Source organism: Streptomyces sp. BK208 (genome assembly GCF_004364245.1).
Taxonomy (GTDB): Bacteria; Actinomycetota; Actinomycetes; order Streptomycetales; family Streptomycetaceae; genus Streptomyces.
This window is the reverse complement of sequence record NZ_SOAV01000021.1, coordinates 1-16,640: the sequence shown is the minus strand read 5'-3', so window position 1 is coordinate 16,640 and position 16,640 is coordinate 1. Positions and strand designations below refer to the sequence as shown.

The window sequence follows — 16,640 nt, the reverse complement described above, 5'->3', positions numbered from 1 at the left end:
GTGGCACGTCGTGAGGGCGCGTTCCGCCTGCACGAGGAACCGGACTTCGCCCGGTTCTGGACGGGACAGAGCATTTCGCTGATCGGCAGCCAGGTGACCATGATGGCGCTGCCGCTGACGGCCATCATCATCCTGGACGCCGACGAGGTGGACCAGGGACTACTGTTCTTCTGCCAGTACCTGCCCGCGCTCCTCTTCGGCCTCCAGGTCGGGACGATCGTGGACCGCTTCACGAAGCGGCGGCTGCTCGTCATGGCGGATGTCGTGCGCGCGCTGCTGGTCACAGCTGTGGTCCTGCTGTACGCGGTGGATCAGCTCTCCCTGTGGGCGCTGATGTTCATCGCGTTTCTGCTCGGTGCGTTCGACGTGCTCGCCGCGGTCGGGGGGCAGTCGTTCATTCCCAAGCTGGTGCCCGAACCCCGGCTGATGGACGCCAACGGCAAGCTCCAGAAGGTGACCACATTCGCCGAAGTGTCCGGCAACTCGCTGGCCGGCCTCTTGGTGCAGGCGCTGACACCGCCGCTGGCCCTGCTGGTGGACGCCGCCAGCTTCCTCGCCTCGGCGGTCACCTTGGGTCGGGTACGCGAAGCCGGTGCTCCCGTTCCGGCAGCGGACGGTGCGAAAGCCCCGCAGGCGCTGGACGGATTCCTGTTTCTCTTCAGGGACGCCCGGCTCAGATACATCTCCCTGTGCAACGCCACCAGCAACTTCTTCAGCGCCATGATGGTGGCGCTGTACCTCCTCTACGCCACCCAGGCTCTGGGGATCGCGCCGGGCGTGGTCGGTGTGCTCCTGACGGTGGCCAGCGGCATGGCGCTGGTGGCCAACACCGTCACCGCGCGGAGCACTCGGCGTCTGGGAGTTCGCGGGACCCTGGTCGCCGGACAGCTGGTGATGGCGGCGGGCTGCCTCGTACTGCCCGCCACGGCCGGATCCATGGGCGTCAAGTCCGTTTTGCTCGTGGTGTCCCACAGCGTGTTCGTCATCGGGATGGTCGCCTTCACCATCACCCAGCTGACCTACCGCCAATCGGTGACGCCGGAGTACATGCAGGGCCGAGTGCACGCCGGCAACCACATGCTCACCTACGGCAGTTACGCGGCAGGGGCGTTGATGGGCGGGCTGGTCGGTGACTGGATCGGCATGCGGGAGACGCTGGTTCTCGGAGCGCTGGGTCACGTCCTGGCCGCGGTGTGGCTGCTGCCGCGACGCGCTTGGGACACGCAGGCGCAGACAGGGCTGGAAGAGGCAGATGTTCATTCGTAGTGTCAGTGAGAAGCCGGACGCCCATCTGCACCTGGTCGGTTTCCCCGGCGCCGGAGGGTCCCGCGCTCACTTCGCGACCTGGGACAGTTTGCTGGGACCCCGGGTCCGGCTCAGTGTGGTCGACCCGTGGATGCTCCACTTCGCACAAGAGCGGGAAGGCCTCACGCGGCTCGACGACGTCGCGTCGTTACTGGTCTCCGAACTTGCCGCGCTGGAGCGACCTGCCGTGCTCGTCGGACACAGCCGTGGTTCCCTCATCGCCTACGAGGTCGCGCAGCAGCTGACCGCGGCAGGCCACGGAGAGCGGGTCTCGGCACTGATCGCCCTCGCCCACCGGGCTCCGGTATCGGCCCCCACCCACTTGGTGAGCCGGGGCGGCACCGATCTCCTGCGGCGCTTCCTCGCTGACATGGGCGGCACCCCTCCCGAGGTCTTCGACGACGAGGAGCTGGTGACGACGGTGCTGGACCGGCTGCGCAGCGAGCTGGCCATGTCCGAACAGTACCGGCACGGCTGGTCCGCGACGCTGCGGTGTCCGCTGGGCGTGTATCTCGGCCGGTCCGACACGTCGGTTCCGGCCTCGGAGGCCGAGGCCTGGCAGCGTGCCGTGACCGGTCCCAGCGTGGTCCGCTCCTTCCCCGGCGGTCACTTCTTCCCGTTCGGCGACGCGAGTGCCCAGGTCGTCGACTCAATCCTGGAAGACTTCATTTTCACGGGAGAGGCTCATGAGCTCTAGCCACCCACTGGTGACGGTGCCAGAACAGATCTGGGCCCGGGCCAAGGAGCACCCGGAGCGCATCGCGGTGTGCGACGACGCCGGTGCGTGGACGTACCGAGAACTCGCCGACCGGGCTGGCGGGCTGGCCACCGCACTGTCCGAGCAGGGCGTCGAGAGCGGATCCCTCGTCGGGGTGCACCTGCCGCGTGGTCGTGAGGCAGTGGCCGCCCTGCTCGCCGTGTGGACGGTCGGCGGTGCCTATATCCCGCTGGACGTTGCTTACCCCGCGTCCCGAATCGACTTCATGGTCCGCGACAGCGGCCTGACCGTACTGGTTACAACGACCGGCCTGGAGGACGGTCTGTCGGCGGTCGACAAGCTGAGTGTCATCCGCACCGACCTGATCGGCGGCCCCGGCCAGGTGGCCGTGCGGCCGCCGGTGCGAGCGACGCAAACGGGCCTCGCCTACGTCATCTACACCTCGGGGTCCACCGGACGGCCGAAGGGCGTGATGGTGGAGCACCGGAATCTGACGAACCTGGTCGCCTGGCACGGGACCGCTTTCGGTGTGTCGGAGAGCGACCGCTGCTCCCACATCGCGTCCGCCGGCTTCGACGCGGCCGTGTGGGAGATGTGGCCGGCTCTGGCCCACGGAGCGTGTTTGTGCGTGATACCGGAGGACATCCGGCAGTCCTTCGACGAGGTCGTCGAATGGTGCCGGACCGAACAGATCACCGTCGCCTTCATGCCGACCGCGCTCGGCGAGCACTTCCTCCGCGCCACCACGGGAAGCGGCACCGCACTGCGCCTGCTGCTGACCGGCGGCGACGAACTGCGCATGCGGCCGTCCGAGCACACATACACGCTCGTCAACAACTACGGGCCGACGGAGTGCACCGTCGTTACCACCTCGACGGTCGTCGCGCCGTCCCTGGGCGCGGCGAAGACTGACGCGGCGCCTCCGTCGATCGGTCGGCCGATCGACGGCGCCGAGGTGTTCGTTGTCGCACCCGACGGCAAGCTCGCCGGGCCGGGAGAGCCCGGCGAGCTGTGGGTTGCGGGAGCCGGTGTGGCCCGTGGCTATCTGGGACGTCCGGAACTGACTCGTGAACGGTTCGTGTCGGCGCCGTTCGCCTCCCGGGCCTACCGCACCGGGGACCTGGTCGCGTGGAACTCCGACGGCACGCTGCGCTTCCTGGGCCGGGAAGATCGGCAGGTGAAGGTGCGCGGCCAGCGCATCGAACTGGGCGAGATCGACGCCGCTTTGCTGAGGCTCCCGCAGGTCAAGGACTGCGTCACCGTCGTCCGGGAGGCGATTCCCGGCCACCGGCAGCTCGTCTCCTACGTCGTCTCCGACGCTGTTCGTCACACACCACGGGACATACGAGCCGCCCTGGCGCGGGAGCTGACCGCGGCCATGGTGCCCGAGGTGATCGTGCCGCTCGCCGAACTCCCCTTGACGGTGCACGGCAAGATCGACCACGAAGCCCTGCCCGACCCGGAGGGATTTACCGCACCGGACGCGCCGGCCGAGCCGTCGTACCCGGCGTCCGACGACCCGGTGTTGGCCGAACTGACCCGCATCTTCGCGGAGGTGCTGAACCACCCGGGCGTCGAGGCCGACAGTGACTTCTTTGACCTCGGGGGCCACTCGGTACAGCTGACCATGCTGCTGACGAGGCTGCGCGATCACTTCGGCGTCGAACTGAAGTTCCGCGACGTTCTCGGCGCCTCGACTCCCCGGCTGCTCGCGGACCTAGTCCACGACTCGGCCGACGCCGACGCGCCGGGTGCCGCGCGGGCGGACGTCCCAACACTCGTGCGCCGACCCGACGAAGACGGGCCGGCGATATTGTCCTCAACACAGCAGCAGCTGTGGTTCCTCGACCAGCTCACCGGCCGAGCGCCCGTCTTCAATGTGCCGATCGTCCACAAGGGCACCGGAGAGGTGGACGTTGACGCGCTGCGCTGGGCCGTGCTTGAGGTCGTCCGCCGCCATGAGGTGCTGCGTACGCGTTTCACCCTGGTGGACGGGGTGCCGGTGCAGACGGTCGACGAGGACGCAGCAGTCACCTTGACCGTGATTGTGCCCGACGGGGCCACGGGCCTCGACAGCGCCGTGGCGGATCTGGTCACCGCACCGTTCGATCTCACCGAGGCTCCCCTCATGCGGGCGGCACTGGTGCGCGGAGAGACCGAGTGGGCCCTGGTGTTCGTCCTCCACCACATCGTGGTGGATGCTTGGTCAACAGGCGTGCTGCTGTCCGAGGTCGGCCGTTTCTACCGGTACCGCCTGGGGAGCACGGAGCCACTGCCTCCCGAACCACCGATCCGGTACCGGGACTTCGCGGTATGGCAGCGCGAGTGGGTGCAGTCGAAGACCTTGGTCGCACAGCGCGAGGAGTGGCTCGCCGAACTCGCCGACTACCCGCGCCTGCTAGAACTGCCCGGAGACCGGCCCCGACCCGTGGAACGCACCTTCGCCGGCGCGGAGCTGGGCCTGCGGGTTCCGGCGGACCTCGTCACCGAACTCGAGCGGATCGGCCGTGAGCACGGGGCGACCTTGTTCATGACGCTGCTGTCAGCCGTTCAGGTGGTGCTGGGCCGGTGGTCGGGCCAAGAGAGGTTTCTCGTCGGCTCGCCCACCGCGGGCCGGACCCGTACCGAGACCGAGCAGTTGATCGGCTTCTTCGTCAACACCCTGGTCCTGCCCGCCGATCTGTCGGCAAATCCGACGTTCAGGGAGCTGATCGAGCGGGTCCGTGACCACTGCCTCGCCGCCTTCGCACGCCAGGACGTGCCCTTCGAACAGCTCGTCGAAAACGCGGTCGCGGAACGCAACCTCGCCTACAACCCCCTCGTCCAGGTCCTGTTCATCCTGCAGAGCGCGCCCACTGCGCCCCTGGAGTTGCCCGGCGCCCGGCTGGAGCGGGTGCACGTTCCTACGAGCACATCCCAGTTCGACCTGACGCTCTCCCTCGTCCCGGGGACCGACGGGCTCACCGGCTCGCTCCAGTACTCCACGGAGCGGTTCTCCGACGACACGATGCGACGCTTCACCGGGCACCTCCTAGAGGTACTGCGCTGCCTGGTGAAGGATCCGTACCGGCCCATCGGCTGCGTGGACATGCTCAGCGAGGCCGAACACGCCGAACTTACGGCCTTGGGCACGGGCCCCCGGCACCGTCGCGAACGGCTCACCGTGGCCGACCGCATCCACCGGATGTCACGCGACCACCCGGAGCAGACGGCCGTCGTGGACGACTCCGGCAGCTGGACCTTCCGCGAACTCTCCGATCACACCAGGACACTGGCGGCCGCGTTGCAGCGGCACGGTGTCGAGCGGGGAAAGCTCGTCGGAGTCTGCCTGCCACGCGACCGCGGGATGGTGGCCGCCCTGTTGGCCGTCTGGGCAACGGGAGCGGCGTACGTTCCGCTCGACCCCGACTACCCCCGGGCACGCCTGGAGTACATGGTGCGGGACAGTGCGGTGAGCGTCCTGCTGACCACCCGGGAGCTGGAGGGGCACGTGGCCGTCGGCGGTGATACGGCCGTGGTCCTGACGGATGGGGAAACCCTCGAAACGGCCGACGGCTTCGCCGATGCCGCCCCCGCCGCCACACCCGACGACCCCGCCTACGTGATCTACACTTCAGGATCGACGGGCCGCCCCAAGGGCGTGGTGGTCGATCACCGCAATCTGGCGAACCTCATCGAGTCCTTCGCGGAAGATCCGGGTTTCCGCGCCGAGGACCGGATGCTGGCACTGACCTCGCTGTCCTTCGACATAGCGGGCCTGGAACTGTTCCTGCCGCTGGTCACGGGCGGGCGCCTCGTCGTCGCTCCCTCCGGAGCGGGCGCCGACCCGGAACTCCTGCACCGCCTTATCGAACGGCACGGAATCACCGTGGTACAGGCGACGCCCTCCACGTGGAAGCTGTACACCGAGCACCGGGACCGCCGGGCGCCCTCCGCGCTCAGGCAGATCTGGTGCGGCGGTGAGGAGATGTCGGAGCGCCTGGGTACGGCGCTGACCGGTCTGGGCGTGGCACGGGTGTGGAACGTATACGGCCCCACCGAGACCACGATCTGGTCCACCATGACGGAGGTCCGTCCAGGAGACCGGGGATCGATCGGGTGTCCGGTGGCCAACACTCGTGTGTTCGTCGTCGATAGGGCCGGCCGGCTCGTACCGCGCGGAGTGCCGGGTGAATTGCTTGTCGCCGGGGACGGCGTCGCCCGAGGATACCTGGGACGCCCCGACCTCACCGACGAGCGGTTCGTCACCGCCCCGGACGGCGGCCGAGCCTACCGGACGGGTGACCTTGTGCGGTGGGGAGCAGACGGATCGCTCCACTACCTGGGGCGCCTCGATCACCAGGTGAAGATCCGCGGCCACCGCATCGAACTCGGCGAGATCGACTCGCTGGTACGCACACACCCTGGCGTCCAGGACGCTCTCACCCTGGCCACCCCCGACGCCGGCGGAGAGCAGGAACTGGTGTGCTATGTCGTGCCTGCCAGCCAACCGGACGAAGGGCTGCTGGACGACGTCCGCACCGCACTCGCAGGGATGGTGCCTGCCTACATGGTTCCCTCGGCTTGGATTGCCGTCGAGGACTTCCCCCTCACCGCGAACGGCAAGATCGACCGGACCGCCCTGCCCGAACCGGTCCGCCACGGCTCGACGGCCTCCGAAGCACCCGCCACGCCCATGGAAACGGCCATCGCCGCGATCTGGCGCGACGTGCTGAACGTCGTCCAGGTGAGCAGGAACGACGACTTCTTCCACGTCGGAGGTCACTCCCTGTCGGCCATGCGCGTCCTCACCCGGGTGCGCGACCGGATCGGAGCGAGGCTCGAACTGAAGGACCTCTTCGCCAGGCCGGTCCTGAGCGACCTGGCGGCACATGTGGATGCCGTCCGGCGCACGGCTGACGCACCGCCGACTATGGGGCAGCGCGACCGATCGCTTTTCCAGCGGACGGGACAACTCGACAGCGAATGACCAGCTGTGGAAACTCCCGGACGGTCATTCCCGGCGGTAGCTCAATTTCTACGAAGGTGAGGAATGATGCGCAGAAATCGACCCATGATATGCGTGTTGCACGACACCGGCAGTGCCGCTCCGATCAAGGTTGCCGCCGCCGCGCGGAAGCTGTGCGACATCACCTTCCTGGCGGACCGTTCCACCAGGCAAGTGGCCGAAGACTACCGGGTCATGACGGATATCGCCGATGTCGTGGACATCACGGGCCTTAGTACCACCGAGGTAGCCCAGAGGATTCGCATGCTGCCGACAGACGGAATCACCACGTTCAGTGAATTTCAGCAGCGACGCGTTGCCGAGCTGGCAGCAGAGTGCGGTTTCATCGGTCACAGCGTCGAAACCGCGCAGCTACTCACCGACAAGTTCCGGCAACGCCAGGCCCTCGCCACCGCAGGAACACAGGTGACTCGGGTGGCTCTTGTCGAAAGAGTCGACGACGTCGAACAGGCCGCGGAGATCGTCGGCTTTCCTGCCGTCCTCAAACCCCGGCGCGGAGCGGCGGCCGCCCGCACCTGCAGAGTGGATTCCCTGGAGCAGTGCCTAGCGGCGGTCGCCGACTTCGCCGACCATCCGGATTCGGTATTCGTCTTGGAAGAACTGCTGGTCGGTGACCCGCTGGCGGCCGGCCCCGAGTGGGGCGACTTCGTCTCCGTTGAATCCGTTGTTCACGACGGAGACGTCCAACACGTCTGCGTCACAGGAAAGCAGCCTCTTGCCCCGCCCTTCCGGGAGACGGGCGACCTCATGCCCAGTACGGTGCCGACGGAGCTGGAGGATCGCATCGTCCGCCTCACCGGCGACGCCCTGCGCGCCCTGGGGGTACGGCACGGCGTCTGCCACACCGAGATCAAGCTCACTGCAGACGGGCCGCGGATTATTGAGGTCAACGGCCGGATGGCCGGCTATGCCAGCCACCTCCTCCACCGGGCCACCGGCTTCAACCTCACCGAGGCCGTGCTGGAACTCGCTCTGGGCCACCGTGTCGACGTACCGGTTCTGCACTGGAACCAGCTGTACTGGTCACGATTCGTGCTGCCGCCGATGGAGGCGAGCCGCGTCGTCTCCGTCGCTCCCCTCGAAAAACTCGCCGCGCTGCCCGGTGTCCAGTCGCTGGACATCCTCGCCACGCCCGGGCAGTCCGTCGACTGGCGCCACGGCACCCACGACATGCTGGCGATCCTGCACGCCACGGCGTCGACCCACGACGAGGTGCTCTCGCTGATCAGCCAGACCGAGCAGGCCGCCCGTGAGTCCTGTGTCTGAGCCGCACAGCCCCGGCGGCGTCCTGTGCGACGGTGTGATCGGCGCCATCGGCCGGACCCCGCTGATCGAGCTGCGCAGGGTGCACACGTATCCGTTCCGCATTTGGGCAAAACTGGAGCGCTTCAACCCCGGCGGCAGCATCAAGGACCGTACGGCGTTGAGCATGCTCGCACAGCGGATCAGGTCCGGGGAGCTCGTGCCCGGGCAATCGGTGGTGGTCGAGTCGAGTTCCGGCAATCTCGGCGTCGGCCTCGCGCAGTTGTGCGCCTACTTCGGTCTGCGCTTCGTCTGCGTTGTGGATGCCCGCACCACCGAGCAGAACATCGCGATTCTTCGCGCCTTCCAGGCCCAGGTCGAGGTAATCGGCCGAGCAGAGGCACCCGACGGGGACTTCCTCTCGGCCCGCCTCCGCCGGGTCAGCGAACTCGTACGGTCGATCCCCCACGCGTACTGGCCCAATCAGTACGTCAACCCGCTGAACCCCGCCGCACACCGGCAGACCATGCACGAGATCGCCACGGCGCTCGACGGAAACGTCGACTACATGTTCTGCGCCACCAGTACCGGCGGAACGCTGCGTGGGTGCGCGGAGTACATACGCGAGGCTGGTTTGTCCACAACCCTGGTCGCCGTCGACGCGGAGGGCAGCGCGATCTTCGGCCCACCGCTGGGTGAGCGTCTGCTCCCGGGGCACGGCGCCTCCGCGAAGCCGCCACTGCTCGACGGAAACGTCACCCGCGCCCATGAGGTCGTGCGGGTCTCGGACATGGAGACGGTGGTGGCCTGCCGCCGCCTCACGGTCGGCGAAGGGCTGCTCGCGGGTGGCTCGTCCGGCGCGGTGTTCGCCGCACTCGAGGCGATGGCCGACCGGATCCCGCCCGGCTCCCTTTGCGTGCTCGTCTTCCCGGACGGCGGAGACCGGTACCTGGAAACGATCTACTCCGATGCCTGGGTCCGAAGGAACTTCGGCGACATCGGACACCTTTGGAAAACCCCCACCTCAAAGGAAGACGCCCCATGCTAGTCATCCGGCACGACGACGTTGCCAAGCTCCTCGAAGGACGAGAAAGTGAACTCGTCGACCTGGTCGAGGAGACCTACATCAGTCACGAACAGGGGCGCAGCGCCCTGCCCCACTCGACCTTCCTCCGTTTCCCCGGCAACCAGCGCGACCGCATCATCGGCCTCCCCGCCCACCTGGGCGGCGAACAGCCCGCCGCGGGGATCAAGTGGATAGCGTCCTTTCCCGAGAACATCTCCCGTGGCCTGCAGCGAGCCAGCGCCGCGATCATCACCAATTCCATGGTGGACGGGCGGCCCACCGCGCTGATCGAGGGGTCGCTCATCTCCGCCAGGCGCACCGCGGCCTCGGCTGCGGCAGCCGCCCGCGCGCTGCTGCCGGACGGCTCCGCCCAGGGGCTCGCGCTGCTCGGATGCGGGGTCATCAACGCGGAAGTCCTGCGGTTCGTGACAGCCATTATCTCCGATGTGAAGGTTGTCACAGTCTACGACCCGTCTTCGGACAGAACGGAGGCGTTTCAGGCCAGGTGCCGTGACATGGTTCCGGGACTCACCGTGAAGGTGGCCCCGGACGCCGTGACCGCAATGGCCGCCCACGAACTCAGCTCTGTCGCCACGAATGCGCTCACACCTCACCTCGGCCCGGAGGCACTGCGTCCAGGTTCGGTGTGTCTGCACCTCTCGCTGCGCGACTTCACCCCCGAGGCCGTACTGGCATCCCAGAACGTCGTCGACGACATCGACCACGTCTGCCGCGAGCGCACTGCTCTGGACCTCGCCCAGCATTTGTCCGGAGGCAGGGAGTTCATCGACGCGACGGTGGGCCAGGTGCTGTGCGACCCGGCGAAGCTGCGGCGCCGGCCGGAGAGGCCGCTGCTGTTCTCGCCGTTCGGACTCGGCATTCTCGACCTCGCCGTCGCTGAGTACGTCCGGCGCAGGGCAGCGGAGAGCGGCCTGGGCATCGCCATCGACGACTTTTCACCGGCTCCGGCCATCCGTTGAACCCCACGATCCTTGCAAGGAGGACCCGAGTGCAGAACCGTCGTGTGCGCAGCCTGATTTCCCTTGACGATCTGAGCGACGCGGACCTGAGACATATCGTCCGCAGAGGAACGGAGTTCGCCGCTGGCGGCGTGATTGGCGCGCCACTGGAAGGTGACGTCGTGGGCATCTATTTCCAGAAGACGTCCACCCGCACCCGCACCGCATTCTCTTCCGGTGCTCTCCGCCTCGGCGCACAGATCATTGCCTACGGTCCCGGGGACCTCCAGGTGAATACGGGCGAGACCATTGCCGACACTGGCCGGGTGCTGGCAGGCATGCTCGACGTACTCGTTGCGCGGACGGCCGAGGATCCGGGCGATCTCAGGGCCATGGCGGCACCCGGCACGATGGCGGTCGTGAACGCGATGACTGCGGATGAACACCCCACTCAGGCCCTTACGGACCTGGTCACGCTTCAGCAGCATTTGGGGCGGACTCGGGATTTCGCCCTGCTTTACGTGGGTGAGGGAAACAACTCCGCGGCCGCGCTCGCCCTCGCGCTCACCCGGTGCCCGGGCGCCACACTGGAACTGCGCACACCGCACGGCTATGGGCTCGCCGACGACGTTCTCGCACGGGCCGGCGAACAGGCCGAGCGACACGGAGCCCGGATCATCGAGCGCCACGACATGGCGGCTCTGCCCAACGACTTCGACGCCATCTACACCACGCGCTGGCAGACCACCGGCACCACCAAGCCGGATCCCGCCTGGCGGGACATCTTCGCGCCTTTCCAGGTAACTGCCGCACTGTGGGACACGAGTCCGAAGGCGCTGTTCCTCCATGATCTGCCGGCCCATCGTGGTGAAGAGGTGACAGCGGAGGTGCTCGACGGCCCGGCGAGCGTGGCGTTCAGACAGGCGGAGAACAAGATGTACACCGCGATGGCAGTTCTCGAATGGTGCCGAGTGGGCTTGCCTAGCAACGGCTAACACAAGAGGTGGATCGCTCCTGGTTGCCGTGACCGGGGCGAGAGCTGAGCGTTCGGTCCGGTGTGGGGACGTCGCCGTGGATCGTGTCGGATGAGCTGTGGGATCACCTGGAGCCGCTGCTGCCGCAGCGGGAGCGGCGCTTTCGCTATCCGGGTCGCAAACCGTTGCCGGACCGGGAGGTGCTGTGCGGGATCTTGTACGTGCTGCACACCGGGATCCAGTGGGAGTACCTGCCGCAGGACCTCGGTTTCGGCTCGGGCATGACGTGCTGGCGTCGACTGCGGGACTGGAACGAGGCCGGTGCAGCGGCTCCACGAGGTGCTGCTGGCAGAACTCAACGCGGCCTCGCGCCTGGACTGGTCCCGCTGTGTGGTCGACTCCTCCCACGTCAGGGCCCTAAAAGGGCGCAGCACACGGGCTCCTCGCCGGTCGACCGGGGCAGGGCCGACTCGAAACATCATCTGATTACCGACGGGCACGGCACCCCGCTCGCAGTCCTGCTGACCGGCGGCAACCGCAACGACGTCACCCAGCTCCTGCCGCTGCTCGACGCGATTCCGCCGGTCCGCGGCCGGGTCGGGCGTCCCCGCCGCAGGCCGCACTCGCTGTTCGCCGACCGCGGCTACGGCCATGACGTCTACCGTGACCAGGTCCGCGCCCGCGGCATCGTGCCGGCCATCGCTCGCCGCGGCACCCTCCACGGCACGGGACTGGGCACCTACCGCTGGGTCGTGGAGAGGAGTTCCGCGTGGCTGCACGGCTTCCGACGCCTGCGCATCCGCTGGGAACGGCGAGCCGACATCCACGAAGCATTCCCTCACACTCGCCTGCTGCCTCATCACCCATCGGCAACTCAGGGCATTGCGCTGACACTGGAACCGCTGGGTATCCCGTGGATGTCCGTGGCTCATGCCATGATCCGGCCTCATGAGTGACCGATCGCTTTCGTCCGACTGGCTGGCCTCGTGGACAGACAGAGTCTCCAGGACTCTCACGGCCCTGACAGGCGAGTTCGAGGATCGGCACGGCTTTCCTCTGGACCAACGAGGTCCGGCCGGCTAACCACGATGATCAAGCCGCGGCTCGCAGGCTTGCCCAAGTCACCCCTACTCCAGCTGACCTGGTTACCTTCTACGACAGCATCGGCGATGTCACCTGGGCAGACGTCGGCAACGGCTACTTCCTCGAGCCAGCCAGTAACGTCCTGCTGCGGCTCCAGGAGGACGGCATCGTCGATGCCGGCACAGGCCCGAAGGTCAATGGCCTGGTCATCGGCTCGAACGGCGGCGGCCTGGCATACGTCGCGAGCCCTGATGGGGCGCTCTACCGGACGCGGAAGGCGTCGCTGGACGAGCCGGAGCTCGACAAGGTGGCCGATGACCTACGGCAGTTCCTGGAGCTGCTGGAGCGCTCCCTGACACGGTTCATCGCCGATGGCGAGGCGGGGCCTGTAACCGCAGGCGCCAAGCGCCCATTCTGTTGGGCGCTGTAACTCCTGAGACGCAGTTGAAGGACACCGCTGTCGCCACGGCACCCGCATCTCACCTCCAGAGGTTGCCGTCCAACGCGGGAACCGTTTGACGGTGTCCTTGGGACGACGACAGGATTGCCGCCATGGAACTCACAGTGCCGGTCAGCGGTGGGGCGGTATGGGCCGAAGACACGGGAGGGGACGGCCCTCCAGTGGTGCTGCTGCACCCGGGCGTCGGGGATTCACGGGTATGGGACCCGGTCCTGCCGCAGCTTGTCGAGCATCACCGGGTAATCCGCTATGACGTGCGGGGCTATGGGCGCTCGCCGCAGCCGACCGCGTCCTATTCGCTGCTCGATGACCTGGTCGCCGTGCTTGACTACTTCCGGCTGCGCCGGGTCTCGTTGGTCGGATGCAGTATGGGCGGAGGTACGGCAATGAGCCTTGCGCTGGCCTACCCGGACAGGGTGACCGCGCTCGTGCTGCTCTGTCCAGGCATCACCGGCTACCCATGGCCCGAGGAACCGAAGTTCGACGCGGAGTACGACGCGTTGATCGAGGCAGGAGACGTCGAAGGGCTGGTGACGCTCGGGCTGCGCGAGTGGGCGGCAGCCGGTGCCGACGAGGCTGCCGTGGCGCAGTTGCGGGCTGCCGCGCCGGCATGGCTCACCGAGGACGAGTACCAACGAGTGGACCCGCCCGTGTTCGACCGACTCGGAGAGCTGAGCACCCCAGCAGTAGTCATGGTGGGGGACCTGGACCGGCCGACGCTGATCGCATGCAACGAGGAGGTGGCCGCACGGATCCCCAGCTGCCGCCTGATGAGGATGCCTGGCGTCGATCATCTCCCGCCGCTGCGTGTTCCTGATCTGGTCGCCGACACCATTCGGACGTACTCGCGCAGTGACATGCTTTGAGGACAGGCAGTAGGCGGCGCGGTTCCCTACGGGTCAGCTCCCTCGGCATGGCTGCGCTGCAGGATGGGGTAAGAGGACCTCGCCGGACGTGCGAGTTGAGCAAGGCATCGCGCGCTGACCCATGTACCCCGCCAGACAGGATCCAGCAGCGAACCCGCATGCCTGAGGCGATAATTGCCTGGATGCCCTTCGGGTTCCCGCAACTTTCCCTCGAGATTCTGCGAACCCGTCGGTTTCTCGGCTCCGGCGGCTACAACGCCGCCCTGACCGCCGACCTCGCCGGCCCGACCGGGCACGTCACCACCCTCGACATCGACCCGGCCGTTACCGAGCGGGCCGCCCACTTCCTCGCCGAGACGGGGTACGACGGCGTCCGCGTCGTCACCGCGGACGCCGAGCACCTGCCCGAACGGCTGATTCCGAACGGCGGCTTCGACGCCAGCGCAGTCACCGTCATCGGGTACATGTCCGGATTCTTCAGCCCTTTGTCCTAGCCGCCGATGATGTAACTGAGGAGGAGGCTGATCTCGTAATCGCGCACGCGCTGGTCGACCGTCTTGCGCAGGTCGCAAGCGAGGGCGTTAATGTTGACCATGACGGCCAGGGAGACCGGCAGCGGGCCCTGTCCGATCTCGACGGCCTGGACAGCTTCCGCGTCGCCCTTCCTCTTCTCGATCGTGAAGCGCCACACCCGGGCGCGCACCGTGCTCATCGGAGAAGCCTAAGGTCTTCCTTGCGTCAATGTGCGCGTGCGCGTCAGAACTAGGTCTGGGGCCGCCGCAGCCTGCAGCGTGACGCCGTTTCCGCCCACGTTGATTCTCGGCCACAGGGCCGTCCCACCTGGCCTCGATGGTGCCACTGCAGGCTATTCGCCTAGCGGGTGAGAGGAGAAGACCGGAGGCAACGGCCACGGACTCGGCCGCGCGTCGCCCATGAGCAGATCAGCCTGCAGCAACCCACACCTACGACGGCCAGGTCCGCTGGGTGGCTACGCGACCTTCGGCCTGTGCCGCCAAACGGCATGCTCCAGCCCTCCCTTGTCGTACCTGAGAAGCGCGGCGGCTTCCTCATACACGGCGCGCAACTGGTCGTATGGGAGGTCCTAACACCAGCATCCACGGCGAAGGCACGCAGATGCACGTCAACGGCGACGTGCGAACGGCCGACGAGATTGCCTATGTAGTGGATGCTCTTCGACCCCACTCCCTTCACCGTGCGCAGAGCGGCGCGATTGGCCTGATGATCGAGCCAGGTGTGAAGGTCCTCGCGGGTATCGACCCCGTCGGCAGCGAGGAGGTCGGTGATGGCGTGAGCCGTCGCGACCTTCTGTGCGTGGTTGAACTTCATGGCCACGGCAAGGTCTTCCGTGACGAGCCGGCGCTGGAAGTCGCGGACTGTTCTTGCATCAGCCCAGCTCGGTTGCAAATGGAGGAGCCGTGGTCGGAGAGCCCTCTCGTAGTTGCACCGTGGCTGGAAGCTGACGTCGCAGATGACAGCACCCATGTGGGTCCATCCGCCGGGCCGGAGAAACGGTCCCCTGCCAAGGAGGTGTCGAACGTGGTCGGCGAGCCGTTGGGCAGGGCTGGATGCGAGCATGGGGCAAGGATGGCGCTGCCGTCTGGCAAGCTGGTGGGAAAGTTCAAAACTATCGAATGGATGGAGCAGGGGGCCGTTCCATCTGGCAGGTCCCTCCATGTTGGGAAGGCTGGCCATCTCGGCTACCGGGCCTCCGTCGAGACCGGGGCGAGGCGGAACAGGCACTGGACCGTGTCGAACTCGATCACCTCGGCGATGAAGCGGAACTTGTCGCCAACTGCAACGGTGGCAGGGACCTCCTTGCCGGTCAGGTAGAGGTTGCCGGTGTTGACGTCCTCGTACTTGAAGTTCGGGCCGTCCGTCGTCTGCGGCCCCTTGTCGCCCGGGCCGAGAAGGAAGTCGTAGCGGGTCCGGTCATCCGCGTGGGCCGCCATGTGCCTAATTGACCCGTCGAAGGCGACCGTCCGCCCCTCGTGCTTGGTTGCGAAGTTCACGTTCGCTTCGCCACACGGATCCGCCTTCAACAACGTCGCGAACTCGGGACTGTTCTGCGCCGTGATCACCCCAGCGGTGGTCGGCTCGTCTTCGGGCGGCGTAGCGGAAGGCTTCTCACTGGCGGCCGGCGAACTGGCTGACGCGCCCTTCTCCTCGCCGCCGTCACCAAGCGCAACGCCCGTTCCGATGATCGCGGCCAAGACCACGAGGGCGGCAGCCCCCGCCCCGATCAGACGCCAAGGCAGTGGCCTCTTCGGCCGACGGAAGTTGAGGGTGGTTCGAAGTCTGCCCGGGATCTGCTCCACGAGCTCCCATCCGTCCTTCTGCATCTTCGAGATCACCAAACCGTCGGTGCCCCGAACGGTCTGCACGGCCTTGTACTCGTACTTGATCTCATCGGCCATGCGGCTCTCCGCCCCCTGAAGCGAATTGGACATACCAACTGGGCGCGAGCATAGATGACTCCGCGAGAGACGAACGTCGCCTTCGGCCCCTGCTCTCCCGCTCGACCGGGTCGCTCGCTGCCGCGCCTGAGCAGCGCGTCTCGGTTGCGGATGCAGGGCATAAAGACGACGCCGATGCCTACGCCTGTCCGTGGCCGTTCGACGCTGACGGCCGCAGAGGGCTTCCCCACGAAGAGCCGCCCGACTCGAACTCGCGATCGTGACCGTGTTCCGCTCGCAACCGGCTTCGCTCCTGTCCAAACAGGACAGGAGCGAAGGAACGTTTATGCGGCGATCGTGAGCGGGGTTTCCATCCGTTCCCAGGCCCCGAGGACGGCCTTGTGCGCATCCGGCTGCAGGTGAGCGTAGCGCTGGGTGGTCTGGAAGCTCTCATGGCCAAGGAGGTGTTGGACCTCGTAGAGGGAGACCCCTTTCTGGACCAGCCATGAGGCGCAGGTGTGGCGCATGGAGTGGGGCGGGTAGTG

General features: G+C 67.2%; 13 protein-coding genes. 10 read left to right on the top strand and 3 right to left on the bottom strand.

The annotated features are described in order from the left end of the window. From EV562_RS34385 to EV562_RS35375, 10 genes are all read left to right on the top strand, one after another. Positions 1-1,266, top strand: coding sequence for an MFS transporter (locus tag EV562_RS34385; RefSeq protein ID WP_166662156.1), 1,266 nt, complete (start codon positions 1-3; stop codon positions 1,264-1,266). Next, a complete protein-coding gene (locus EV562_RS34380) occupies positions 1,253-2,002 on the top strand; it encodes an alpha/beta fold hydrolase (RefSeq protein ID WP_133890787.1) in 750 nt (249 codons plus the stop codon). The genes EV562_RS34385 and EV562_RS34380 overlap by 14 nt, the downstream gene beginning before the upstream one ends. Continuing rightward, positions 1,992-6,992 carry a non-ribosomal peptide synthetase gene (locus EV562_RS34375; protein ID WP_133890786.1) on the top strand — a complete coding sequence of 1,667 codons (5,001 nt, stop codon included), beginning with the start codon at positions 1,992-1,994 and terminating at the stop codon, positions 6,990-6,992. The genes EV562_RS34380 and EV562_RS34375 overlap by 11 nt, the downstream gene beginning before the upstream one ends. Before the next feature lie 93 nt (positions 6,993-7,085). After that, positions 7,086-8,297 (top strand): ATP-grasp domain-containing protein, encoded by a 1,212-nt coding sequence (locus tag EV562_RS34370; RefSeq protein ID WP_166662155.1) that lies wholly within the window; start codon positions 7,086-7,088, stop codon positions 8,295-8,297. Next, on the top strand, positions 8,290-9,321 hold the full coding sequence (sbnA, locus tag EV562_RS34365) for a 2,3-diaminopropionate biosynthesis protein SbnA (RefSeq protein WP_243860322.1): 1,032 nt from the start codon (positions 8,290-8,292) through the stop codon (positions 9,319-9,321). The genes EV562_RS34370 and sbnA overlap by 8 nt, the downstream gene beginning before the upstream one ends. Continuing rightward, entirely contained in the window at positions 9,315-10,319 is a 1,005-nt protein-coding gene (gene sbnB, locus EV562_RS34360; RefSeq protein WP_133890784.1) for a 2,3-diaminopropionate biosynthesis protein SbnB, read from the top strand. Before sbnA ends, sbnB begins: the two co-directional genes overlap by 7 nt. Positions 10,320-10,348: 29 nt before the next feature. Continuing rightward, on the top strand, positions 10,349-11,293 hold the full coding sequence (locus tag EV562_RS34355; RefSeq protein WP_243860321.1) for an ornithine carbamoyltransferase: 945 nt from the start codon (positions 10,349-10,351) through the stop codon (positions 11,291-11,293). 83 nt (positions 11,294-11,376) lie between these two features. Then, the gene (locus EV562_RS34350; RefSeq protein WP_243860320.1) at positions 11,377-12,228 is read left to right on the top strand and encodes an IS5 family transposase; all 852 of its coding nucleotides are present in this window, start codon (positions 11,377-11,379) and stop codon (positions 12,226-12,228) included. 679 nt (positions 12,229-12,907) lie between these two features. Then, complete coding sequence (locus EV562_RS34340; RefSeq protein WP_243860319.1) at positions 12,908-13,681, top strand: alpha/beta hydrolase; 774 nt, start codon at positions 12,908-12,910, stop codon at positions 13,679-13,681. 182 nt (positions 13,682-13,863) lie between these two features. Further along, positions 13,864-14,175 (top strand): methyltransferase domain-containing protein, encoded by a 312-nt coding sequence (locus EV562_RS35375; RefSeq protein WP_208298489.1) that lies wholly within the window; start codon positions 13,864-13,866, stop codon positions 14,173-14,175. Here the strand turns inward: EV562_RS35375 and EV562_RS34330 are convergent. The 3 genes from EV562_RS34330 to EV562_RS34315 all read right to left on the bottom strand — a co-directional run. Continuing rightward, positions 14,172-14,393 carry a hypothetical protein gene (locus EV562_RS34330; protein WP_208298488.1) on the bottom strand — a complete coding sequence of 74 codons (222 nt, stop codon included), beginning with the start codon at positions 14,391-14,393 and terminating at the stop codon, positions 14,172-14,174. The two genes, EV562_RS35375 and EV562_RS34330, sit on opposite strands and share 4 nt — an antisense overlap. Before the next feature lie 1,006 nt (positions 14,394-15,399). Further along, positions 15,400-16,116 carry a DUF4839 domain-containing protein gene (locus EV562_RS34320; RefSeq protein ID WP_133890782.1) on the bottom strand — a complete coding sequence of 239 codons (717 nt, stop codon included), beginning with the start codon at positions 16,114-16,116 and terminating at the stop codon, positions 15,400-15,402. A 323-nt stretch (positions 16,117-16,439) separates the two neighbouring features. Beyond that, positions 16,440-16,640, bottom strand: a 201-nt coding sequence (locus EV562_RS34315) for a site-specific integrase (RefSeq protein WP_133890781.1), incomplete at its 5' end; no start/stop codon positions are given.

Bases quoted from the DNA above. Each gene is read 5' to 3' on its own strand.
- sbnB (WP_133890784.1), top strand. From the start codon at position 9,315: ATGCTAGTCATCCGGCACGACGACGTTGCCAAGCTCCTCGAAGGACGA.
- EV562_RS34375 (WP_133890786.1), top strand. From the start codon at position 1,992: ATGAGCTCTAGCCACCCACTGGTGACGGTGCCAGAACAGATCTGGGCC.
- EV562_RS34340 (WP_243860319.1), top strand. From the start codon at position 12,908: ATGGAACTCACAGTGCCGGTCAGCGGTGGGGCGGTATGGGCCGAAGAC.
- EV562_RS34320 (WP_133890782.1), bottom strand. From the start codon at position 16,116: ATGGCCGATGAGATCAAGTACGAGTACAAGGCCGTGCAGACCGTTCGG.
- EV562_RS34380 (WP_133890787.1), top strand. From the start codon at position 1,253: ATGTTCATTCGTAGTGTCAGTGAGAAGCCGGACGCCCATCTGCACCTG.
- EV562_RS35375 (WP_208298489.1), top strand. From the start codon at position 13,864: ATGCCCTTCGGGTTCCCGCAACTTTCCCTCGAGATTCTGCGAACCCGT.
- EV562_RS34330 (WP_208298488.1), bottom strand. From the start codon at position 14,393: ATGAGCACGGTGCGCGCCCGGGTGTGGCGCTTCACGATCGAGAAGAGG.